The sequence below is a fragment of the Amycolatopsis sp. NPDC057786 genome, from assembly GCF_042797905.1.
In the GTDB taxonomy this organism is placed as follows: Bacteria; Actinomycetota; Actinomycetes; order Mycobacteriales; family Pseudonocardiaceae; genus Amycolatopsis.
Genome location: NZ_JBHVKW010000022.1, coordinates 15,962 through 38,588, shown reverse-complemented (window position 1 = coordinate 38,588; position 22,627 = coordinate 15,962). Strand labels below are relative to the sequence as shown.

Sequence of the window (22,627 nt, the reverse complement as noted above, 5' to 3'; positions counted from 1 at the left end):
GGAAATCTTCGGGATGACTCCATGCTGGGCGGTCGCGTACATTAGATCAAGTACCTACTATTTTGCCGGGTACTGACAAAAAGGTATGTGAAGCGATGACCAAGAACCGGACGTTCACCTGCGGCCTCGACGCCGCGATCGCCGTCATGGGCGGCAAATGGAAAGGCCTCATCCTGTTCGCGCTCCAGGACGGGCCGCTGCGCTTCGGGGAGCTGCGCCGCGCGGTGCCCGGTATCAGCGAGCGGGTTTTGATCCTGCAACTGCGCGAGATGGAGACCACCGGACTACTGCATCGCGAGGTGTACCACCAGGTTCCGCCGAAGGTGGAGTATTCGCTGACGGAGTTCGGGGATTCCCTCAACACCGCGATGGCCGCGCTCGGGGAGTGGGGCGAGGAGCACCTCGAACGGATCGAGGCCATTCCCTGGTCCGAAGTGAAGTGAGCCGCGAAGCACCCAGTAGGCTCCGGGCGAATAGCACGAATCCCACCCAAGGAGAAATACCGCCGTGACTGAACGCACGCTGGTCCTCGTCAAGCCCGATGGCGTCGCGCGCGGCCTCGTCGGCGAGGTCATCGCTCGCATCGAGCGCAAGGGCCTGAAGCTCGCCGCCCTCGAACTGCGCACCGTCGAGCGCTCGGTCGCCGAGGAGCACTACGCCGAGCACAAGGAGCGCCCGTTCTTCGGCGACCTCCTCGAGTTCATCACCTCGGGCCCGCTGGTCGCGATCGCCGTCGAGGGCCCCCGCGCCATCGCCGCGTTCCGTCAGCTCGCCGGCGGCACCGACCCGGTCGAGAAGGCCACCCCCGGCACCCTGCGCGGCGACTTCGCGCTGGAGACCCAGTACAACCTGGTGCACGGTTCGGACTCCCCGGAGTCGGCCGAGCGCGAGCTCAAGCTCTGGTTCCCCGAGGTCTGACAGAATCGTGGACGGCGCGGGAGCGCCGCGCCGTCCACGATCCTGGGGAGCCACGATGACACCGGACGAGTACCTGGAGCGCTTGCGGGACCTCACCGCCGGTTTCGCGCGGGTCGTGCGCACCGGGGACCACGCCGCGCCCGTGCCGTGCTGCGGGGAGTGGCGCCTGCGTGACCTGGCCGTCCACCTCGGCAACGTCCACCGCTGGGCGGCCGGGATCGTGCGCACCGGCGACCCCGGCCCGCAGGACCTCGAAGCCGAGCCGGACGGGGATCTCGCCGCCTGGTACCGCGAAAGCGCGGACGAACTCATCGAGGCGTTGCGTGAAGCCTCCCCGCACGACGGTGCCTGGAACTTCACCGCCGCCGACAAGACCAAGGCCTTCTGGTTCCGCCGCCAGGTCCACGAGACCGCGGTGCACCTGCTCGACGCGCACCGCTCGGCAGGGACCGGCTACACCCTGGACCCGTCCCTCGCCGCCGACGGCGTGGACGAGGTCCTCCTCGCCATGCTGCCGAAGGTGAAACGCTGGCACACTCCGCCGACGGTCACCGTTCCGTTGCTGCTGAAGACCTCCGACACCGGAGACGCCTGGTTGATCACACCGCCGGGTGATACCGACGTTCCCGGCTCACGGCGGGCGGACCCCGCCGAGGCCGCGGGCGCCGTCGTCGAAGGGCCCGCGGAGGAGCTGGATCTGCTGCTGTGGCAACGGATCGAACTCGCCGCTTCGGGTATCAAGATCACCGGTGACGTAGAGGCGGCCGAGACCTTCCTCGCCGGGCCGGTCACGCCCTGACCTTCGCGCCCTACGCCGTTCGGTTCACGTTCACCTCGGGGTCTTCTCCTGGCGGCTCGCGTCCGCTGTGCTGAGCGATGCTGCCTATCACTCGATCGTGGGGTAATTCGTGAGAAATTCACGCCTGTTGCTGCTCGCTGCCCTGCTGCCCGGATTGTTCGTCGCCGCACCGGCGCACGCCGATCCCTTGGCCGCTCCGCTCGGTCCGGCGCCCGTCGAAGCCGCCCCCGCGGCCTCCTCGGCGAAGGAGGGGCCGTCCGCGTACGCCGTGGCCGCGCCCGACGACGGACTCGTCACCACCAGCGCGACTTCGCGCGTGGCACCGGGTCTGAGCCTCACCGAGTTCGACCGCTACGACCCGGCGGGCTGGATCCGCGGCGACACCCTCGCCGTCGACCTCACCAGCAAGACCCTCAAGCCGACGTATCTCAGCCCTGGCACGGTTTCCGCGCGGACACCGCTTTCGCAGCAGGTCGCCAGGTCCGGTGCGGTCGCCGGGGTCAACGGCGACTTCTTCGACATCAACGCCAGCGGCGCGCCGATCGGCGTCGGCATCGACGCCGGGAAACTCCAGACGGCGCCCGCGCGCGGCCACAACCTGACCGCGTCGATCACCGAGGAAGGCAAGGCACGGCTCGCGGAGGTGTTCCTCGACGCGTCGGTCACCCTTCCGGACGGCCGGGTCGTGCCCGCGTCGAACTTCAACAGCCCCGTGCTGAGCGGTGACGCGATCGGCGTCTACACGCCGTTGTGGGGCGCGTCCTCGCGGCGGACCTCGGTCGCGGGCGCCCGGCGGGTCGTCGAGGTCGAGGTCTCCGACGGCGTCGTCACGCAGGTGCGGCCGCAGCCCGCGGACGGCCCGATCGCGGCCGGCGCGACGGTCCTGCTCGCCCGTGACGGCGGCGTGGACACGTTGTCCGGCTTGAAGACCGGCGACCGGGTGGGGGTCACGTACGCGCCGAAGAGTGACGCGGGCAAGCTGTCCGTCTCGATCGGCGGCAACAAGGTCCTGCTGCGCGACGGCGCGGTCCAGCCGGTCGACAACGTCGCGATGCATCCCCGGACCGCGGTCGGGTTCTCGGCCGACGGCACGAAGATGTGGCTGGCGACGGTCGACGGCCGTCAGGCGGACAGCCGCGGCATGACGGAGCTGGAACTCGCGCGCCACATGAAGTCGCTCGGCGCGGACGACGCCCTCAACCTCGACGGCGGCGGCTCGTCGACCATGCTCGCCCGTGAAGTGGGGGAGAAGACGCCGCTGGTCCGCAACTCGCCGTCGGACGGCGGGGAACGCCTGGTGCCCAACGGGATCGGCGTCGCGACCACACCGGGAAGCGGACGCCTGACCGGATTCGCGCCCCGTCCCGCGCAGGACACCGCCGACGCGACGCGCGTGCTCTCCGGGCTGACGCGGAAACTCGCCGCGGGCGGTCACGACGAGACCGGCGCCGCCGTCGATGGCAAGGTCCAGTGGCTCAGTACGAATCCGATCCGTGGCACCGTGACCGACGGTGTGTTCACCGCGCACGCCGACCGGCTCCGGCCGGACGCGCCCGCGGACGTCGACGTCTACGCGAAACGCGGCGGTGTCATGGGCAAGGCCACGCTGAACGTCCTCGGCTCCCCGGTCCGTCTTGGCACGAGCACCGAGCAGGTCGCACTGTCCGGCGAGGGCGCGAAGAGCACCTTCAAGGTGTTCGGTTACGACGCCGACGGTTACGGCACGTGGATCGAGCCCGACGACGTCAAACTCGATTACGACCCCGCGGTGGTGAAGATCGAACCGTCCGGTGACGGGTTCGCGGTCACCGCGCTCAAGGCGTCGGGCGCTTCGGCGATCACCGCCACCGCCGGCGGGAAGGTGACGCATCTGGCGGCTTCCGTGGGCACGGAATCCCGCGTTGCGTCCCCACTGGACGGCCCGGCGGGCTGGTCCGCCAGTGTCTTCCCGGCCGTCGTCGGCGCCGCGCTTTCCGAGGCACCCGGCCGGGACGGCGGACGCGGTCTCGCGCTGGACTACCGGCTGAACGGAACCAACGCCACGCGCGCGGCGTACGTCAACTCGGCGGCGCCGATCGCGCTGCCCCCCGGCACGCAGCGGGTCGGTCTGTGGGTCAACGGCGACGCGAAGGGTGCCTGGCTGCGGGCGGAACTCCGTGACGCCGCCAACGTCCCGTCCGTCGTGGATCTGTCGCTGAGCGTCGACTGGACGGGCTGGCGCTACGTGCGCGCGGCCATCCCCGCCGGGCTTCCCGACGGGCAGCGGCTGACGAAGTTCTACGCCGTCGAGAACGTCCCGGCTCAGCAGTACGAGGGACGTTTGGTCTTCGACGACCTCACCTTCGAGGTCGCACCCGCGGCCGCCGTCCCCGCCGATCCGGCCCCGCGCGACCCGGCGCTGATCACCGACGGCACCGCGACCGGCGGCCTGCGGATCGCCGTGGTCAGCGACGCGCAGTTCACCGCCGACCAGCCCGACGGCCCGCTGGTCGCCCAGGCCCGGCGCGCGCTGCGCGAGGCGGTGGCGGCGAAACCGGATCTCGTGCTGATCAACGGCGACTTCGTCGACCGCGGCACGGCGGCCGACTTCGTGCTGGCTCGCTCGATCATCGATGAGGAACTGGCCGGCAAGGCGCCCTGGTACTACGTTCCGGGCAACCACGAAGCCGACGGCGGGCACGGGCTCGCGGAGTTCCAGGCGGCGTTCGGGGAGACCCATCGCGTCGCCGATATCGCCGGGATCCGGCTGGTGCTGATGGATTCCTCGCGCGGTTCGCTGCGCGCGGGCGGGTTCGACCAGATCCGGATGCTGCGCGAGGCGCTCGACGGCGCGAAGGCGGACAAGCGGATCCGCGGCGTGGTCGTCGCGATGCACCATCCGGTCAAGGATCCGAGCCCCGCCGGGAACTCGCAGCTGGCCGACCGCAAGGAAGCCGCCATGCTGACCGGCTGGATGACCGCCTTCGAACGCGAATCCGGGAAGCAGGCGGCCGCGATCGCCTCACACGCGGGCGTGTTCGACCTTTCGCGGGTCGACGGCGTGCCGTATCTGGTGAACGGCAACTCCGGGAAGTCGCCCGCGGCGGCCCCCGGTGACGGCGGGTTCGTCGGCTGGACGATGGTCCGGTTCGAACCGGGGGACAGGGCGCAGCCGGTGCGGTTCGAGACGCGGCCGAACGTCGACGCGCTGACGGTCTCCGGACCTTCGTCGCTGGCTCGTGGGGAGAAGGCGGACATCCGGGCCGTGGTGACGCAGGGAGCACGTCAGGTGCCGGTCTCGTACCCGGTCAGCGCGGACTGGAAGGGCGGCTGGGGTACGCATGTCGCCGGCGGGTTCCTGCCCGCGATGCCCTGGGACGTCGCGTCGTTCGACCCGGCGACCGGGGTGCTGACCGCGCTGCGGCCCGGGACGGCGAACCTGTCGGTCACCGTCAACGGGGTCACGCGGAGCCTCTCGGTCACCGTGGGCTGAAAGCGTCCTTCACCGCATTACACGCTATGAAAGGGCCCTTCACCGCGTCGCACGCGGTGAAGGGCCCCTTCAGCCCACGAGCGTCAGGCGGCTTCGTGCTCCTCTTCGACCGACCCCGGCAGCGCCGGACCCCGCGGCGGGATCGCCTCGGCGTCGGCCGGGTCCACCTTCCGCACCGAACCGTCGGCAGCGGACTGCGCGATCGCGAGCATCGAGGCCAGCGCGTCCTGGATCTGCTGCTGTTCCCGCTCCGGGATGAGGCTCAGTTCGATCAGCACGCTGCCGTTGCCGAGCAGCCCGTAGCCGTTGCGCGCGATACCCTGGTACGAACCGCCGGGGTATTGCGAGACATAGCCGCCGTTGGCGTCGATCGACCGCTGCACCACGACCGCGACCTGCTTCGCGAAGTCCACATCGGACGGTTTCACGCCCGGATGCGTCGGCCACATCGTGGAAGCGGTGATCTCCTTGCCGTTGGCGTCCCGGTAACGGCCCTGCATGTGGTAGTCGACCATGATGTCCGGCTTGAACGACGCGTTCCGTCGCTGGATCAGGCCCGCTTCGGTGGCCGGATTGTCCTTCGGTGCCACGGCCGGGTCGTGGTAGCGGTTGATGTCGTACCCCTTGCCCTTCTCACCGTATTCGGGAGTGGCGTCGGGGTCGTAGTTGTAGCGCCAGTCGCGCTCGTGCCCGTCGGGGTTGGCGCGCACGACGATGTCCACGGTCACCTTCGCCAGCAGCTTCTGCGCCCACGGGCTGTGCCCGACCCCGACCTTGCGCAGGAATTCGAGCGCGGCGGGAGTTCCGAGCGGCTCGTCGCCATGCTGCTGGGTGACGTACTGGATCCGCGTCTTGCCATGACCGACCCTGGCCGCCCACACCGGACGGCCCTCGTTGCTGCGGCCGATCCTGTCCACCCGGATCTTGCCGTGGCTGAGCGCCGCCAGCTTGTGCAGTTCGAAGGCCAGCTTGGCGGTGGACGGCCGCGGGTCCACAGTGGCCGCACCGGTCTCCGCCGCTTGGGCGGCGGGCGCCACCAGGAGCCCGGCGCTGACGAAAACGGACAACAGGGCGATTCTGGGCTTGAGACTCATGGACGGTGAGTATCGACGAGCGGGCAACGGCCGACAAGGGGCCGGATAAACCGGTCGAATTCTGTCGGTGGCAGGTCCTAGGGTGCCTACCGTGGGTGACTCAGAGCACGAACCGGCGATGGTGCAGGCGAAGGCGTTGGTCAAGCGATTCGGCGATTTCGAGGCCGTCCGCGGGATCGACGTCGAGGTCCGGCCGGGGGAGGCGTTCGGCTTCCTCGGGCCCAACGGCGCGGGCAAGTCCTCCACCATGCGGATGATCGCGAGCGTCTCCCCGCGCACCGACGGTGACCTGCGGGTCCTCGGGATGGATCCGGACGTCGAGGGGCCGAAGATCCGAGCCCGGCTCGGGGTGGTGCCGCAGCAGGACAACCTGGACACCGAGCTCACCGTCCGGCAGAACCTGCAGATCTACGGCCGCTACTTCGGGCTTTCCCGGTCGCACGTGCGGAGCAAGGCCGAGGAGCTGATGGAGTTCGCCCAGCTCACCGACCGGGCGAACGCGGAGGTCGATTCGCTCTCCGGCGGGATGAAGCGGCGGCTGACCATCGCGCGGTCCCTGGTCAACGACCCGGAGCTGCTGCTCCTCGACGAGCCGACGACGGGGCTCGACCCGCAGGCCCGCCATCTGTTGTGGGACCGGCTGTTCCGGCTCAAGGCCGGCGGGACCACGCTCATCATCACCACGCACTACATGGACGAGGCGGAGCAGCTCTGCGACCGGCTGGTCGTGATGGACAACGGCCGGATCGCCGCCGAAGGCTCGCCCGCGGACCTGATCAGCCGGTACTCCACCCGCGAGGTCGTGGAGCTGCGCTTCCCGAACGGCGAGCAGGAGTCGGCCGCGAAGCGGATCGAAGGCCTCGCCGAACGCGTCGAGGTGCTGCCGGACCGTGTCCTCCTCTACACGATGACCGGTGAGGCCACCCTCGAACAGGCGCACGCGCGCGGGCTGCGTCCGCTGTCGAGCCTGGTCCGCCGCAGTTCGCTGGAGGACGTCTTCCTCCGCCTCACCGGCCGGACGCTGGTGGACTGATGACCACCGCGCAGACGAAGGCGTCGACGGGCCGCGTGGTCTCGCGCTGGGCGGGAGCCTGGCTGCGGGTCGAGGGCCATTGGATGTGGTACCGCCGGTATTGGGTGTCCACTTTGTACTCGACAGGCCTGCAACCGGTGCTCTTCCTGGCCGCGATGGGGCTCGGGTTCGGTTCACAGGTCCAGGCCGGCGCGGCGACGGGCGGGTTCTCGTACCTGGAGTACGTCGCCCCCGCGCTGCTCGTGGCGGGTGCGGCGCAGCTGGCGGTGGGGGAGTCGAGCTACCCGGTGCTGTCGGGGTTCAAGTGGCAGCAGGACTACATCGCCGTCACCGCCACCCCGATCACGCCGGGACAGGTGCTCGGCAGTCAGATCATGTGGGTGAGCCTGCGGCTGACCTTGGCGGGCACGATCTACGCCGTCATCGCGGCGCTCTTCGGCTCCTGGACGAGCTTCGGCGTGCTCGCCGTCATCCTGATCGGGACGCTCACCGGGATCGCGTGCGGCACGCCGGTGATGGCGCTGGCCGCGACCACCTACGACGAGGGCACCCGGTTCGGTCTCGTGTTCCGGTTCGTCCTGATCCCGATGACGTTGTTCTCCGGCACGTTCTTCCCCATCACCGAACTGCCGGCCCCGCTGATGTGGATCGCCTGGGTCTCCCCGCTGTGGCACGGCAACGAGGCGGCGAGGGCGGTCAGCCTCGGCACCGTCGGCCCGCTCGCCACGCTGGGCCACCTCGCCTTCCTGGTCGTGCTGGCCGGGGTGGGCTGGGCGCTGGCGCACAAGTACTTCTACCGACGGCTGGTGGTCTGAAATGGCGGTGCTCACCGAAGCCCCGCGTCGCGGGGTGCTGCTGCGCATCCTGCCGTCCGCGCTGTACAGCGGGCGGTCGACGGCGGTGCTGGAGCGCACCTTCCTGACGTATTCGCACGCCTGGATGCTGTTCGTGTCCGGCGTCTTCGAGCCGCTGTTCTATCTGATGGCCTTCCAGCTCGGCTTCGGCAAGCTCGTCGGCGAGGTCGTGGGGCCCGGCGGGCAGGCGATGAGCTACGTCGCCTTCGTCGCGCCCGGCCTGCTCGCGGCGTCGGCGATGAACGGCGCGATCCTCGACTCGACGTACAACCTGTTCTTCAAGCTGAAGTACGCCAAGCTGTACGACGCCATGCTCGCCACCCCGATCGGGCCGCTGGACATCGCGCTCGGCGAGGTCGGCTGGTCGGTGCTGCGCGGCGGGATCTACTCGGCGACCTTCCTCGGCGTGATGACCGTGATGGGGCTGCCCGGCTCGTGGTGGGCCCTGCTGATGATCCCGGCGGCGCTGCTGATCGCGATGGCGTTCTCGGCCATCGGCATCGTGCTGGTGACCTTCCTGCGGTCGGTGTCGCAGTTCGACTACATCAACCTCGTGCTGATGCCGCTGTTCCTGTTCTCCACGACGTTCTACCCGCTGTCGGTGTACCCGGCGGGGATCCAGTGGATCGTGCAGGTCTTCCCGCTGTACCACGGGATCGAGCTGATGCGCGGCCTCTCGGCGGGCGTCCTGTCGTGGAGCATGCTCGGGAACGTGGCGTATCTGGTGGCGCTGGCGGCGGTCGGGATCTACGCGTCCTCGAAGCGGTTCGGCAAGCTCCTGCTGCGCTGACCGGTCAGCGGGCCGGGTTCGCGCCCGTTCGCCGCGGCGCCACCGCGGCCAGCGCGTCGACCATGCCGTGCCCGTAGAAGCCGTTGAACCCCGCGTAACCGGTGCAGTACGCGTCCTGGGAGCCGTCACCGGTCAGGTCGTAGTCGGCGGGGCACGTGATCGGGGTGGCCTGGGCGTCCAGCGTCCGCCTCAGCTGGCGCGCGCTGTAGCCTGGATGCTTCGACGCGAGCAACGCCGCGACCCCGGCGACGTGCGGCGCGGCCATCGACGTCCCGCACAGCGGCGCGTAGCCGCCGGGAACGGTCGAGAGCACGCACCGCCCGGCCTCGCCGCCGGGAGCGGTCACGTCGATCACGCCCAGCCCGTACGAGCTGTAGCCGGCCTTGACCCGCTCCTCGCTCACGGACGACACCGCGACGACGTCACGCAGGCCGGCGGGCAGCGCCTGGCAGCCTTCGGAGCCGGACCGGGCACCCGAGCGCGGCGATGGCACCAGCTCGGCGGCCTCGTTGGTCGCCGCCGCGATGCTGAGGGTGCCCGCCGAGGTCGCGTACTCGACGGCGCGGGCCATGACCTCGTTGACCACGCCCCGCTCGTCGTTGTGGGCGCACGAGAGCGACCACGGGTCGACGAAGTAGCTGCTGTTGGTCACGGCCATGCCCTGTGAGGCGGCCCACATCAGGCCGCAGACGGCGGCTTCGGGGTCGGCGTACCCGCGGTCGTCGATCACCTTCACCGAGGCGATCCGGACGCCGGGCGCCACCCCGGTGATGCCTTTGCCGTCGTCGGCCGCGGCGATGATCCCCGCGACGTGGGTGCCGTGCACCGACGTCGTCGCGGCCCAGTTCCGGTCGGGCACGCCGGTCAGGCAGCCCGCGGACTTCCCGGGGTCGAGGGCGCCCGCCAGTTCTGGATGGGCGGAGTCGATACCGGAGTCGAGGACGCCCACGACGACGTCCCGGTCGCCCGGTTCGATCTCCCTGGCCCTGTCGGCGCCGATCGCGCGCATGTCCCACTGCTCGCCGGAGCGGTCGGCGGAGGGGACCTTCGCCGGATCCGTCGGCTGGAGTTCGGCGCGAGCGGGCGCCGACCTGGCCGGTGACGTGCCGTTGGCGCGCTGCACCGCCAGCCGTTCCGCCTGCGCGCTGAACGCGGCGGCGGGCCGGACCAAGTCGGCGAAGGCACGGTCGGCCGAGGTCGCCACGGCCACCGCTATCTGCGGATAGTAGGTCGTCGTGCTGCCGCAGCCGCCGTCGATGGCGGCCCTGGCCTCGGCCTCGGAAGTGCCCTTGTCGAAGGCGACGACATAACGCAGCGCCCGTCCCTGGGGATGGCACGATGGCTCGGCCTCGGCCGTCGCCACAGCGGCGACCGAGCCGCAGAGCGCCACCAAGGCGCACACGGCCGCTCGCAGGGACCGCCCCAGCAGGGACACCGGACCTCCCACCGGAGAACATCGGACAACGAGGGCACCGAGGCCTACGCTTCAGTACCCCCGAGCGGCACGCTAGCCACCCTCGGCCGGGCCGACAAGCTCTTCCGCGAAGTTCGCTCGGCCGGTGGCCGCGGCGCGCCCGGGAGGCGGCTCTGTGGCACCGAGTACACCGGAGTGGGGCCGGTGTGTGGGATACTCGCGGTGGCCGCTGGCCGACGGGCACACGTGAGAGGTGGCGCTCGCGGTCTCGTGGCCCGGTGGTGTGCTGCACATCCTCCACACGCGTCGCCGCTGTATGCGGCTCGACGACGTGGCGGGCGGCCCGATGTCGCGAACGTGGCCAGCGCTCCGCCGAGCAGACCTTCAGCCGTACGCGGCGCCCGGACAACCCCGGCGCCGTCGCGGTGCCGGGCAAGGATTCCCGCTGCTGGTGACCACCACGGCGGAACGAACAGAAAGGGGCCCCTGCGCGGCCGCGTCGAGCCGGTGAGAGCCAGCCGACGCGCCCGGGGGCGGAGGAGATATATGTCGAACGCGGACACACCCGCCGTCACCGGCGGGAATACCGCCACACCCATCGCAAGCCAGCTGGGCGAACTGCCTCCCCGGATCCGGGTGCACGCGCTGGCGAAGCTGCTGGGGACCAACAGCCGTGAACTGATGGCCAAGCTCGGTGAGCTCGGCGAAACCGTCCGGAGCGCGCAGTCCAGCGTCACGCGTGAGGTGGCGCACAAGCTCGCCGAAGCCCTCGCCGGCGGAGACGAGCCCGAAAGCGCCGAGGCGGCCCCTGCCGCCGAAGCTCCCGTCGCCGAGACCCCGGCGGCTCCCGAGACCAAGCCCGAGGCCGAGCCGGAGCCCGCTCCGCAGGTGGAGGCCCCTTCGCGGCGTGTTCCGCCCGCGCTCGCCGCCCCGGTGACGCCGGAGCCGCCGCAGGCGACGACCAGGCCCGCGAAGGCCTCCGTGCACGTCCCGGTGTTCGCCGCGCCGTCGCCGGTGTTCCTGCCGCCGGAGCCCGTCGCGGCGAAGCCGGCCCGCAAGCCGGAGCCCGCCTTCACCCCGACCGAGGAAACCGCCTCCGACGAGGACGAGACGCAGACCGAGCAGGCCGAAGGGCACGGCACCGACGAGGACGGTGACGACGCCAACAGCCGTCGCCGCCGTCGTCGTGGACGCCGTGGGCGCGGCCGGGGCAAGGGCGGCGACGAGAGCTCGGACTCGGCCGAGTCCGAGAACGAAGACGAGCAGCCCGAAGCCCCGCGTAACCGTCAGCAGCGGGCGAAGGACAAGGCCGCCGAGACCGAGGAGACCGCGGGCGAGACCGCCGAAGAGGCGTCCGCCGAGGCCGATTCGGACAACGACGGCGATTCGGACGGTGGCAGCAAGCGCCGCCGTCGCCGCCGCCGCCGTAAGGGCGGGGACGACGACAACGCCGAAGCCACCAGCGACGACCCGCCCAACACGGTCGTCCACGTGCGCCAGGCCAAGGCCGCCGAGACCGAACGTCCCGCCAGGGACGAGGTCCGCAGCGTGCGCGGCTCGACCCGGCTCGAGGCCAAGCGCCAGCGCCGCCGGGACGGCCGCGAGGCGGGCCGTCGTCGTGCGCCGATCCTGTCCGAGGCCGAGTTCCTCGCCCGCCGCGAGTCGGTCGAGCGCACCATGGTCGTCGCCGAGAAGGGTGACTCCACGCAGATCGGCGTGCTCGAGGACGGCGTCCTGTGCGAGCACTTCGTGACCTCGTCGGGCACCGGCTCGATCGTCGGCAACGTGTACCTCGGCCGCGTGCAGAACGTGCTGCCGTCGATGGAGGCCGCCTTCATCGACATCGGCCGCGGCCGCAACGCCGTGCTGTACGCCGGTGAGGTCGACTGGGACGCCGCCGGACTCGAGGGCAAGGCCCGCAAGATCGAGCAGGCGCTCTCCACCGGTGACTCCGTGCTGGTCCAGGTCACCAAGGACCCGGTCGGGCACAAGGGCGCCCGGCTGACCACACAGATCTCGCTGCCGGGTCGGTTCCTGGTCTACGTGCCCGCGGGCGGTGCCACCGGTATCTCCCGGAAGCTCCCGGAGAACGAGCGCCGCCGCCTGAAGGACATCCTCAAGCGCATCGTCCCCGAGGACGCCGGTGTGATCATCCGCACCGCGTCCGAAGGCATCAGCGAGGAGGAGCTGGACCGCGACGTCCGCCGCCTCAAGGCGCAGTGGGACGTCATCAAGGAGAAGGCCGAAGCGGGCAACGGCGGCAAGAAGAACAGCGCCCCGGTGATGCTCTACGAGGAGCCGGACCTGCTGGTCAAGGTCGTGCGCGACCTGTTCACCGAGGACTTCGCCAAGCTGGAGATCCAGGGCGACAAGGCCTGGGACACCATCTACAACTACGTCCAGCACGTGGCGCCGGACCTGGCGGATCGCGTCAAGCGGTACACGGGCACCGGTTCGGCCTTCGCCGACCACCGGATCGACGAGCAGATCACCAAGGCGCTGGACCGCAAGGTCTGGCTGCCCTCGGGCGGCTACCTCGTCATCGACCGCACCGAAGCGATGACGGTCATCGACGTCAACACCGGCAAGTTCACCGGATCGGGTGGCAACCTCGAAGAGACGGTGACCAGGAACAACCTGGAGTCGGCGGAGGAGATCGTCCGCCAGCTCCGGCTCCGGGACATCGGCGGCATCATCGTCATCGACTTCATCGACATGGTGCTCGAATCCAACCGTGAGCTCGTGCTGCGACGGCTGACCGAATGCCTCGGCCGCGACCGCACGCGTCACCAGGTCGCCGAGGTCACCTCGCTCGGCCTGGTGCAGATGACCCGCAAGAAGATCGGCACCGGGCTGCTCGAGGCGTTCTCGACGCCGTGTGAGCACTGCAAGGGCCGCGGCGTGGTCGTCTCGACCGAGCCGCAGCGCACCGCTGGTGGCGGCAACGGCCACAACCACGGCGGCAGCGGCGGTGGCGGCGGCAAGGAGCAGGGCTCCCGCCGGTCCCGCGGCCGGGGCAAGGGCGAGGACCAGGGTCAGAACGAACCCGCCGCGGCCAAGGTCGAGGCGCCGGCGCCCGCTCAGCGCGAGTCGGTGGTTTCGGCGGTCCAGGCCGTGGCCAACGCCACCAAGGCGGCCAAGGGCGAGCACTCGCACGAGGCCACCGAGAACGTCGAGGGCGCCGCGCTCAACGGCCACGCCCCGCAGGCGGCTGAACAGCCCGCTGAGCCGGTGGCGGCGGTTTCGGAGCCCGTAGCCGACGCGACCGTCGAACAGGCGGCCGAGGCGGCTTCCGAGCCGGTCCGGGAGCCGGTCGCCGAGGCGCCCGCGACCGAACTCGCCGGTGAGCCGGTGACGACTTCGGACGACGAGGCTCCGGCCGTGCGTGAAGAAGAGATCGCCGTCGTCGCGGAATCCGGCCCGGAGCCCGAAGCACCCGAGGTTCCGGTGACCGCTGAGACTGTTGTGACGGAAGAGGTTTCCGCGCCCGAGGCCCCGGTGGCCCAGGAGGAGACCGAGCCCGAGGTGGACGTCCCGGCCCCGGCCGTGCGCTCCACGACCCGCCGTCGTCCGCGACGGGCGGCCTCACGGCCGGCCGGTCCGCCGGTCAAGGCGTCGGAAAAGAGCTAGTGAACACCTAGGGGCACCCCGGTGTGATCGCACCGGGGAGCCCCACGTAACCTATAGAACGGCCCGCCACTTAGCGGCGGGCACCTTGCGCAGAATCTGCCCACCGAGAATTTCTTGATGGGCCGGGTCACGCAAGCCCCCACCCGTTGTCGAGTAAGCAGGAGACTTCCGTGTCGGCGTACGCGATCGTCAAGACTGGCGGCAAGCAGTACAAGGTGGCCGTCGGCGACGTCGTCGAGGTCGAGAAGCTCGAAGGCGAGCCGGGTACCGAGCACACCTTCCCCGCAGTCCTTTTTGTGGACGGTGGCGACGTCACCACGGACGCCGACGCGCTGGCGAAGGTCTCGGTCACCGGCAAGGTCGTCGAGCAGACCAAGGGTCCGAAGATCCGGATCCACAAGTTCAAGAACAAGACCGGCTACCACAAGCGCCAGGGTCACCGGCAGAAGCTGACCCGCGTCGAGGTCACCGGCATCTCCAAGTAGGACTTTCTCCGGATCTTCGTCAGAAAGAGGACTGAGCCATGGCTCACAAGAAGGGTGCGTCCAGCTCCCGCAACGGTCGCGATTCGAACGCGCAGCGGCTGGGCGTCAAGCGTTACGGCGGTCAGGAAGTCAACGCGGGCGAGATCTTGATCCGCCAGCGTGGCACCAAGTTCCACCCCGGCGTGAACGTCGGCCGTGGCGGCGACGACACGCTGTTCGCGCTGGCCGCCGGTGCGGTCCAGTTCGGCGAGAAGCGTGGCCGCAAGACGGTCAACATCGTGCCGACCGAAGCCTGAGTTCCGGCTTCGAGTTAGAACCTCTGACGAGGGGTGGGCCGGAATATCCGGGCCCACCCCTCGTTTGTTTTATGTATCCCCTTTTTCTCGAGAGTGAATAGAGGCAAGTCATGGCGTCCCGGTTCGTGGACCGAGCGGTGATCCATCTGGCCGCCGGCGACGGTGGGAACGGCTGCGCCTCGGTGCACCGCGAGAAGTTCAAGCCCCTCGGCGGCCCGGACGGCGGCAACGGCGGCAACGGCGGCGACGTGCTGCTGGTCGTCGACCCGAACGTCCACACGCTGCTCGACTTCCACTTCCGCCCGCACGCCCGCGCCGGCAACGGCAAGCTGGGCCAGGGCGGCAACCGCGCCGGTGCCGCGGGGGAGACGCTGGAGATGCGCGTCCCGTCCGGCACCGTCGTGATGACCGAGGACGGCGAGATCCTGGCCGACCTGGTCGGCCCCGGCACCACCTTCGTCGCCGCGCAGGGCGGCCGCGGCGGTCTCGGCAACGCCGCGCTGGCCTCCAAGGCCCGCCGGGCCCCCGGATTCGCGCTGCTGGGCGAGCCGGGGGAGTCCCGCGACCTCGTCCTTGAGCTGCGCTCGGTCGCCGACGTCGGTCTCCTCGGCTTCCCGTCCGCGGGCAAGTCTTCGCTGATCTCGGTGCTTTCGGCCGCCAAGCCGAAGATCGCCGACTACCCCTTCACCACGCTGGTGCCGAACCTGGGCGTGATCACCGCCGGCTCGACCGTGTTCACCATGGCCGACGTCCCGGGGCTGATCCCCGGCGCGAGCGAAGGCAAGGGCCTCGGCCTCGACTTCCTGCGCCATATCGAACGCTGCGCGGTGCTGGTGCACGTCGTCGACTGCGCCACCTTCGAGCCGGGGCGCGACCCGCTGTCCGACATCGACGCTCTTGAAGAAGAGCTCGCCCGCTACACCCCGAGCCTCGGCGGCGACCTCGCCGACCGGCCGCGCGTGGTGGTGCTGAACAAGATCGACATCCCGGACGCCGCCGAACTCGCCGAGTTCGTGCGCCCGGAACTGGAAGCCCGCGGGCTCAGCGTGTTCGAGATCTCCACGGCGTCGCGGCAGGGCCTGAAGGAACTGACCTACGCGCTCGCCGCCGTCGTCGAGAAGTACCGCGCCGACCAGCCCGCCCCCGAGCCGGCGAAGGTCGTGCTCCGGCCGATGGCCGTCGACGACGCCGGCTTCACCGTCGAGCACGACCCGGAGGAGGAAGGCGCGTTCATCATCCGCGGCTCCCGCCCGGAACGGTGGATCCGGCAGACCAACTTCGGCAACGACGAAGCCGTGGGTTACCTCGCGGACCGGCTCAACCGGCTGGGCGTCGAGGAAGTGCTGGCACGCAAGGGCGCCGTACCCGGCAGCCCCGTCACCATCGGCGACGTCCAGTTCGAGTGGGAGCCGTCGACCCCGGCCGGGGTCGCGGTGCACCTGTCGGGCCGGGGCACGGACGTGCGGCTGGAGAACACCAGCCGGATCGGTGCCGCCGAGCGCAAGGAAGCCCGCCGGATCCGTCGTGACGGTCCGGACGGCATCGAAGACGAAGACGAGATGGACGACGAGTGAGCTCAACCCGGGTGGCGATCGCCGACGCGAAGCGGGTGGTCGTCAAGGTCGGTTCTTCAGCGCTGACCACCGCCGGCGACGGTCTCGACGTGACCAGGCTGGACGCTCTGGTGGACGCGATCGCCGACCGGGTCTCCCGCGGCACGCAGATCGTGCTGGTGTCCTCGGGCGCGATCGGCGCGGGCCTCGCGCCGCTCTCGCTCGGCAAACGGCCGCGTGACCTCGCCACCCAGCAGGCCGCGGCCAGTGTCGGGCAGCTCGCGCTGGCGCACGCCTACGCCGAGTCGTTCGGCCGGTTTTCCCTGACCGTGGGCCAGGTTCTGCTGACCTCGGACGACGTCGTGCGCCGCGCGCACTACCGCAACGCGCAGAACACGTTCACCCGGCTGCTGGCCCTCGGCGCGGTTCCGGTGGTCAACGAGAACGACACCGTGGCCACCGAAGAGATCCGCTTCGGCGACAACGACCGGCTGGCCGCACTGGTGGCGCACCTGATCGGCGCCGACGCGCTCATTCTGCTGTCCGATGTGGACGGTCTGTACGACGGGGATCCCCGTGACGGCGCGACCCGCAAGATCGCCGAGGTCGCCGGGGAGTCCGATGTGGACGGAATCACCGTCGGCATGTCGAGCTCCGGACTCGGCACCGGCGGCATGGTCTCGAAGCTCGCCGCCGCCCGCACCGCCGCCGGTGCCGGCATCCCGGTCCTGCTCGCCGCCGCTTCCGAGGCGGCACGCGCCCTGACCACCGCCGACGTCGGCACGGCCTTCGCCGCCGCCGACTCCCGGCTGTCGGCCCGCCGGTTCTGGCTGGGCTACGCCGCCGGCGCGACCGGGAAGCTGCACCTCGACGACGGCGCGGTCGCGGCCGTCGTCCGCCGCCGCCGCTCGTTGCTCGCCGCCGGGATCACCGGCGTCGACGGTGACTTCCAGGCCGGCGACGTCGTCGATCTGGTCGATCTTCGGCAGCGGACCGTGGCGCGCGGGGTCGTGGCCTTCGACGCGGGCGAGTTGCCCGACCTGATCGGCCGCTCCAGTCACGACCTCCCCGCGGAACAGCGGCGTGAGGTCGTCCACGCGGACGACCTCGTCCCGCTGCGCCGCTAGGCCACCCAGCCCGCGGTCACGGCGATTCCGCGGACCCCGGCCTCGCTCGGCAGCGACAGCAGGGGACCTTTGCTACCGCTTCCCCGGATCGGCGAGGTGACCGACGAGGCGCGCCAGCTGTTCGCCGTAGGCCTCGGCGAATTCGGCCGATGCGGGGTCCTGGCCGGAGACCGCGCGTACGACGCGAGGCAACGCCAGCGCGGCGCTGGACGCGGCCATGAAGATCACCAGCAGAAAGGCAGGATCGAGGTCGGCGGGGAAGTCGCCCGCGGCCTGCCGGGCCCGTACGTACTCCACCTGGCGCTGGAGGAACCCGCGCTGGCCCTCGACGCCGACCGCGTCGGGAGCGCCGTCGGTCAAGTTCTCCCAGAGGAACAGCTTGGCGAGTGCGTGATCCCGGATCCCCGACCGGGCAAAGTACCGGACGACCTCCGCGAACGGCGTGTCGGGGTCTGAGGCCGCGGCGTAGTCGTCGTACATCGTCGCGGTCAGCGCGTTGTACAGCCCTTCCTTGCCGCCGAAGTAGTACGAGATGAGCTGCTTGTTCACGCCCGCTTTCGCGGCGATCTCGCTGACGCGTGCCGCGGCGTACCCCTTCGCGCCGAATTCGTCCTTCGCCGCCTCCAAGAGCAGCTTCTTCGTGCGCTCGGGATCGCGGTGGCGTTCGACAGGGGCGCGGCGAGGGGCGCGTGGGGCGGCTTCGGACATGGGGTTCAGCTTAGCCGCTGACTCTTTCAAACGTACGGTTGACTTTATTATCCGTCTGGTTGATAGTTGTCGGCGGAGAGAGGAGAAACCCGTGACCACGAGAATCGCGATCATCGGCGGCGGAACGGGCGGGCTCTGCCTGGCGCAGGGATTGCGCAAGGCGGGGATCGAAGTATCCGTCCACGAGCGCAGCCGCACCCGGACCGAACGGCTGCAGGGCTATCGCGTGCACATCAATCCGCATGGTTCGGCCGCACTGCACGAATGCCTGCCGCCTGAGCTCTGGCAACGCTTTCTGGAGACCACGGGCGCCACGAGCGGACCGTTCACCTTCGTGACCGAGCAGTTGCGGGACCTGCTGGTGATCGACAGCGAGCTCACCTCGAGCCCCGATCCCGCGTCGGACCACCACTCGGTCAGCCGGATCAGCCTCCATCAGGTGCTGTCCGACGGGCTCGACGGAGTTCTGCACCACGGCAAGGAGTTCGTCGGCTACCGCCGTGAAGGCGAGGTGGTCGTTTGCGAGTTCGCCGACGGCAGCCTCGTCGAGGCCGACCTGGTCATCGGCGCCGACGGGGCCAATTCCCGGGTACGCAAACAGTTCCTGCCCGAAGCCGACCGGGTGGACACCGGGATCATCGCGATCGCGGGCAAACACCCCCTGACCGAAGAGGCTCGCAAGCGTTTGCCCGCCCGGCTCACCGACGGCCCGAGCATGGTGATGCCGCGTACCGGCGCGGGGCTGTTCAGCGCACCGCATGAGCTGAGCGGGGTCTCGTCGGTCAACGACGAAACCGCCGACTACGACCCCGTCCTGTTCGACAACACCTCGAGTTACGTCATGTGGGCGTTCGCTGCGGACGCCCGGCGCTATCCGGACGACCTGTCGTCAAGGGACGGGGCGGCTCTGCGTTCTCTGGTGCTGGACCTGATCGACGACTGGGCTCCCGCGTTCAAGGAGCTGGTCGCCGGCTCGCCCGAGGGGACGGTGTCCCGGCTGCCGATCTTCACCTCGAAGCCCGTCGCTCCCTGGCCGACCGGCAACGTCACCCTGATCGGCGACGCGATCCACAGCATGACCCCGTTCCGCGGTATCGGGGCGAACACCGCCCTCCGGGACGCGCAACTGTTGTGCCGCAACCTCGTCGAAGCTCGGAAGACCGGCGCGGTGCGCTCCGCGGTCGCCGACTACGAGCAGCGGATGCGGGACTACGGTTTCGCGGCGGTGCGCGACTCGGAACGCAGCGCCCGCCAGTTCGTGTCGGAGAACCGCGCGGGCCGCACGATGGCACGAGGGATGTTCCGCTTCTTCCAGGCGGTCCCTCCGCTGAAGCGCAAGGTCTTCAGCGACCACGGCGACTCATAGCCGGGCAGGGGTGGAGATGCCGAGCAGGGACAAACCCAGCGTCAGCGTCTTCGAGGTGAGCTCGGCCAGCAGCAGCCGCGAGTCGCGGACGCCGGGACCTTTCGCGCCCAGCACCGGGCACTGTTCGTAGAACCGCGAGAACACGACCGCGGTTTCGTACAGGTAGGTGCACAGCTTGTGGGGGAAATTCCCGGCGGTGGCCGCGCCGACCGCCTCGGGGAAGCGGGCCAGCGCGAGTGCCAGTGTCCGTTCCTCAGGCTGGCCGAGCAGGATCCGCGCGCCGGTGAGGTCCTGGTCCGCCTTGGCCAGCACGGAACGGATCCGCGCGTTGGCGTACTGCAGGTAGACCGACGTGTTCCCGTTCTTGGAGAGCATCCGGTCCCAGGAGAAGACGTAGTCACGCTCGCGATCGCCGGAAAGATCGGCGTACTTGAGCGCGCCGATCCCGATCGCCTTGGCGACCTCTTCCCTCGCGTCGGGAGAGAGGTCGCCCCGGCCGTCGATCACTTCGGCGGCGTGGGAGACCGCCTCGGCGAGCAGGTCGGAAAGACGGACCGACTCGCCCGCCCGGGTCTTCATGGCACGGCCGTCTTCACCGAGTACCGAACCGAACCCGATGTGCTCCGCCCGATGCTCGTCGCGGAGCCAACCGGCGGCCCGGCACACGGCGAACACCATCGCGAAGTGCTGTGCTTGCGGCGCACCGACGACGTAGAGCAGGTCCGAGACACCGCGCTGCTCCGTCCAGTAGCGCAGGGTTGCGAGGTCTGTGGCCGCGTAGCCGTAACCGCCGTCCCGCTTCCGCACGATGAGCGGCAGCGGATCGCCCTCCCGGTTGCGGAAACCGTCGGGAAAGACGCAGACCGCGCCATCGCTGATCTCGGTCAGCCCGGCGGCGATCAGATCGTCCACGACCGCGGCGAGAAACGGATTGTAGAAGCTCTCGCCGTAGATGTCCTGATCGGTCAGGTCGATGCCGAGGAGCTCGTAGACGTGAGTGAAATGCCGTGTCGACTCGCCGACCAGCCGCCGCCACAGCGACAGAGTGTGGTCGTCACCGCTTTGCAGGAGCACCACCCGGTTCCGTGACCGGGCGGCGAAGTCGTCGTCGCTTTCGAACTTCGACCGGGCGGCACGGTAGAAGCCGTTGAGGTCTGCGATCGTGTACGGACCCGAGGGGCGCTCGTCGAGCAGATGCTCGATCAGCATGCCGAACGGCGTACCCCAGTCGCCGAGATGGTTGTGCGGGATGACCTCATGCCCGGCGAACCGCGCCAGCCGCGTGATCGCGTCACCGATGACGGTCGACCGGAGGTGTCCGGCGTGCATTTCCTTCGCCACGTTCGGGCTGCTGTAGTCGATGGCGATCCGCCGCGGCCGCTGCGTCACCGCGACTCCCAGGCGTGCGTCGCCGTTGAGCGCCGTCGTCCGCTCCTCCAGCCAGGACGAGCGCAGCCTGAAGTTCAGGAAACCCGGCCCCGCGACCTCGGGTGGTTCGGCGAGGTCGGCGACGTCGAGCCGTGCCACGATCTCGGCGGCGATCTCCCTCGGTGGTTTGCCGAGTCGCTTGCCCAGGCTCATCGCGAGATCGCATTGGTAGTCGACCCCATCTTGCGCGGAGACCCGCACCAGTGCGGACGGAGGCTCGAGGTCCGTGACGTGGCGAAGGGCATCCACCACGCGTCGCGCCAGTTCCTCGCTTACATCGCCGAACAACACGGTGCCCCTCCTTCGCGCTCGTCGTAGGAGCGCGAGGGTAGCCACCTCGCCCGTCATCGGCGACGGAGTTTCAGCGCAGGTCGCTGCCCTTGGTCTCCGGCAGGGTACGGATGACGAAGAACGCGATCACCGCTCCGGCGGCCACGTACCAGAAGAACAGCGTCGACAACCCCGCGTCGGACAGCGCGGTGAGCACCAGGGGAGCGGTCCCGCCGAACAACGCGACGGTCAGGTTGTACCAGGCGCCGATGCCGAGACCGCGCAGTTCGGTGGGGAACAGCTCGCTCATGATCGCTGGCGCGATCGACGTCATCGCCGTGTACAGGCAGAGCCCGACGCAGAACACGACCATCAGGCCCGGCAGCCCTGGCCTGACCAAAGTGGACAGTGGGACGATGAGGATCGCGGTCGCCGCCGCCCAGACGAGCAGCTGTGGCTTGCGCCCGAAGCGATCCGACAAGACGCCCATCGGGTATTGAAGCGCGACGAACAACGCCGTCGCGATTGACAACGCGAGGAACACGTCGACGTCGTCGGCCTTGCGGGTCTTGACCGCGAAGGAGGTCAGGGCGCTGAAGAACGTGTAGTAGCAAAGGGTCGACAGCATCGAGAAGCCCACGAGCTGCACGACGGCCCGCGGGTGCTCGCGAAGGGTGGTGCGCAGCGGACGTTCGACCCGGCGCGCCGTCGACTTCTTCTCCTCGAAGATCTCGGTCTCGGCGAGGCTGCGCCGGAGCCACAGGCCGATGATGCCGAGAACACCGCCGAGCAGGAACGGGATCCGCCAGCCGTACGCGGTCAGATCCGCCTTGGACATCGTCCGCGCGAGCACGAACCCGAGGATCGAGGCGAGCAGGACGGCGGAGCCGGTCGAGATGTAGAAGAAGGCGGAGTACCGGCCGCGGCGGGCGGGCGGCGCGATCTCACCGAGGTAGGCCGAAGCGTTGGAGACCTCGCCGCCGAGCGACAGCCCTTGCGCAACCCTGGCCAGCAGCAACAGGATCGGGGCCAGCCAGCCGACCTGGTCGAACGTCGGCAGGAGACCGATGGCCACCGATCCACCCGCCATCAGGACGATGGTCAGGATCATCGCCGGCTTCCGGCCTCTGACGTCGGCGAACCGGCCGAGTAACATCCCGCCGAGCGGCCGGAAGAAGAACGCCAACGCGTAGGTGGCGAAGGTGTTGATCAACGCGAGGGCTTCGTTGCCCTTCGGGAAGAACTCGCTGGCGAAGTAGATGCTGAAGGTCGCGTAGATGGTCCAGTCGAACCATTCCAGCGCGTTTCCGACACTGGCGGCGAACAACTTCTTCACCGGGAGCCGATGCCCCAGCCGCTCCGTCGTTGAGTCCGCCATCGGCACCTCCGT

The 22,627-nt window shown here is 69.8% G+C and carries 18 protein-coding genes; 13 read left to right on the top strand and 5 right to left on the bottom strand.

The window, feature by feature from the left end; translation table 11 throughout:
* Positions 1-95: 95 nt before the first annotated feature.
* The 4 genes from ACFVM3_RS15120 to ACFVM3_RS15105 all read left to right on the top strand — a co-directional run bounded on the left by ACFVM3_RS15120 (position 96) and on the right by ACFVM3_RS15105 (position 5,189).
* Entirely contained in the window at positions 96-443 is a 348-nt protein-coding gene (locus tag ACFVM3_RS15120) for a helix-turn-helix domain-containing protein (RefSeq protein WP_192745848.1), read from the top strand.
* Positions 444-507: 64 nt separating this feature from the next.
* Positions 508-918, top strand: coding sequence for a nucleoside-diphosphate kinase (ndk, locus tag ACFVM3_RS15115; protein WP_005158515.1), 411 nt, complete (start codon positions 508-510; stop codon positions 916-918).
* A 55-nt stretch (positions 919-973) separates the two neighbouring features.
* Positions 974-1,717 carry a maleylpyruvate isomerase family mycothiol-dependent enzyme gene (locus tag ACFVM3_RS15110; protein ID WP_378439030.1) on the top strand — a complete coding sequence of 248 codons (744 nt, stop codon included), beginning with the start codon at positions 974-976 and terminating at the stop codon, positions 1,715-1,717.
* 127 nt (positions 1,718-1,844) lie between these two features.
* On the top strand, positions 1,845-5,189 hold the full coding sequence (locus ACFVM3_RS15105) for a phosphodiester glycosidase family protein (protein ID WP_378439099.1): 3,345 nt from the start codon (positions 1,845-1,847) through the stop codon (positions 5,187-5,189).
* Between the two features lie 83 nt (positions 5,190-5,272).
* Here the strand turns inward: ACFVM3_RS15105 and ACFVM3_RS15100 are convergent, their stop codons facing one another.
* Positions 5,273-6,283, bottom strand: a complete 1,011-nt coding sequence (locus tag ACFVM3_RS15100) for a M14 family zinc carboxypeptidase (protein WP_378439028.1) — start codon at positions 6,281-6,283, stop codon at positions 5,273-5,275.
* A 118-nt stretch (positions 6,284-6,401) separates the two neighbouring features.
* Here ACFVM3_RS15100 and ACFVM3_RS15095 point away from each other — a divergent pair, with 118 nt between their 5' ends.
* The 3 genes from ACFVM3_RS15095 to ACFVM3_RS15085 are packed head-to-tail and all read left to right on the top strand — an operon-like array spanning position 6,402 to position 8,960.
* Positions 6,402-7,316: an ABC transporter ATP-binding protein gene (locus tag ACFVM3_RS15095; RefSeq protein WP_378439098.1), complete on the top strand. Its 915-nt coding sequence runs from the start codon at positions 6,402-6,404 to the stop codon at positions 7,314-7,316.
* Positions 7,316-8,131, top strand: coding sequence for an ABC transporter permease (locus ACFVM3_RS15090; RefSeq protein ID WP_378439026.1), 816 nt, complete (start codon positions 7,316-7,318; stop codon positions 8,129-8,131). Before ACFVM3_RS15095 ends, ACFVM3_RS15090 begins: the two co-directional genes overlap by 1 nt.
* Before the next feature lies 1 nt (position 8,132).
* Complete coding sequence (locus tag ACFVM3_RS15085) at positions 8,133-8,960, top strand: ABC transporter permease (protein WP_378439024.1); 828 nt, start codon at positions 8,133-8,135, stop codon at positions 8,958-8,960.
* Positions 8,961-8,964: 4 nt separating this feature from the next.
* Here ACFVM3_RS15085 and ACFVM3_RS15080 read toward each other — a convergent pair whose 3' ends face one another.
* Positions 8,965-10,395 (bottom strand): S8 family serine peptidase, encoded by a 1,431-nt coding sequence (locus ACFVM3_RS15080; protein WP_378439022.1) that lies wholly within the window; start codon positions 10,393-10,395, stop codon positions 8,965-8,967.
* A 525-nt stretch (positions 10,396-10,920) separates the two neighbouring features.
* On the opposite strand from ACFVM3_RS15080, the gene ACFVM3_RS15075 reads away from it, so the two are divergent.
* The 5 genes from ACFVM3_RS15075 (at position 10,921) to proB (ending at position 17,465) form a co-directional block, all read left to right on the top strand.
* Positions 10,921-14,004, top strand: coding sequence for a translation initiation factor IF-2 N-terminal domain-containing protein (locus tag ACFVM3_RS15075; RefSeq protein ID WP_378439020.1), 3,084 nt, complete (start codon positions 10,921-10,923; stop codon positions 14,002-14,004).
* 170 nt (positions 14,005-14,174) lie between these two features.
* The gene (gene rplU / locus ACFVM3_RS15070; RefSeq protein WP_005158538.1) at positions 14,175-14,489 is read left to right on the top strand and encodes a 50S ribosomal protein L21; all 315 of its coding nucleotides are present in this window, start codon (positions 14,175-14,177) and stop codon (positions 14,487-14,489) included.
* Positions 14,490-14,527: 38 nt separating this feature from the next.
* Positions 14,528-14,785, top strand: coding sequence for a 50S ribosomal protein L27 (gene rpmA / locus ACFVM3_RS15065; protein WP_007034782.1), 258 nt, complete (start codon positions 14,528-14,530; stop codon positions 14,783-14,785).
* Positions 14,786-14,895: 110 nt separating this feature from the next.
* On the top strand, positions 14,896-16,359 hold the full coding sequence (gene obgE, locus ACFVM3_RS15060) for a GTPase ObgE (protein WP_378439018.1): 1,464 nt from the start codon (positions 14,896-14,898) through the stop codon (positions 16,357-16,359).
* Positions 16,356-17,465, top strand: coding sequence for a glutamate 5-kinase (gene proB / locus ACFVM3_RS15055; protein ID WP_378439016.1), 1,110 nt, complete (start codon positions 16,356-16,358; stop codon positions 17,463-17,465). The genes obgE and proB overlap by 4 nt, the downstream gene beginning before the upstream one ends.
* Positions 17,466-17,537: 72 nt before the next feature.
* Here proB and ACFVM3_RS15050 read toward each other — a convergent pair whose 3' ends face one another.
* Positions 17,538-18,173 carry a TetR/AcrR family transcriptional regulator gene (locus ACFVM3_RS15050; protein ID WP_378439014.1) on the bottom strand — a complete coding sequence of 212 codons (636 nt, stop codon included), beginning with the start codon at positions 18,171-18,173 and terminating at the stop codon, positions 17,538-17,540.
* Between the two features lie 91 nt (positions 18,174-18,264).
* Between ACFVM3_RS15050 and ACFVM3_RS15045 the strand changes: the two genes are divergently transcribed.
* Positions 18,265-19,539, top strand: a complete 1,275-nt coding sequence (locus ACFVM3_RS15045) for an FAD-dependent oxidoreductase (RefSeq protein WP_378439012.1) — start codon at positions 18,265-18,267, stop codon at positions 19,537-19,539.
* Here ACFVM3_RS15045 and argS read toward each other — a convergent pair.
* Together argS and ACFVM3_RS15035 are read right to left on the bottom strand one after the other, a co-directional pair.
* The gene (gene argS, locus ACFVM3_RS15040) at positions 19,534-21,258 is read right to left on the bottom strand and encodes an arginine--tRNA ligase (RefSeq protein WP_378439010.1); all 1,725 of its coding nucleotides are present in this window, start codon (positions 21,256-21,258) and stop codon (positions 19,534-19,536) included. The genes ACFVM3_RS15045 and argS overlap by 6 nt on opposite strands.
* Positions 21,259-21,328: 70 nt before the next feature.
* On the bottom strand, positions 21,329-22,615 hold the full coding sequence (locus ACFVM3_RS15035) for an MFS transporter (RefSeq protein WP_378439008.1): 1,287 nt from the start codon (positions 22,613-22,615) through the stop codon (positions 21,329-21,331).
* Positions 22,616-22,627: the final 12 nt, after the last annotated feature.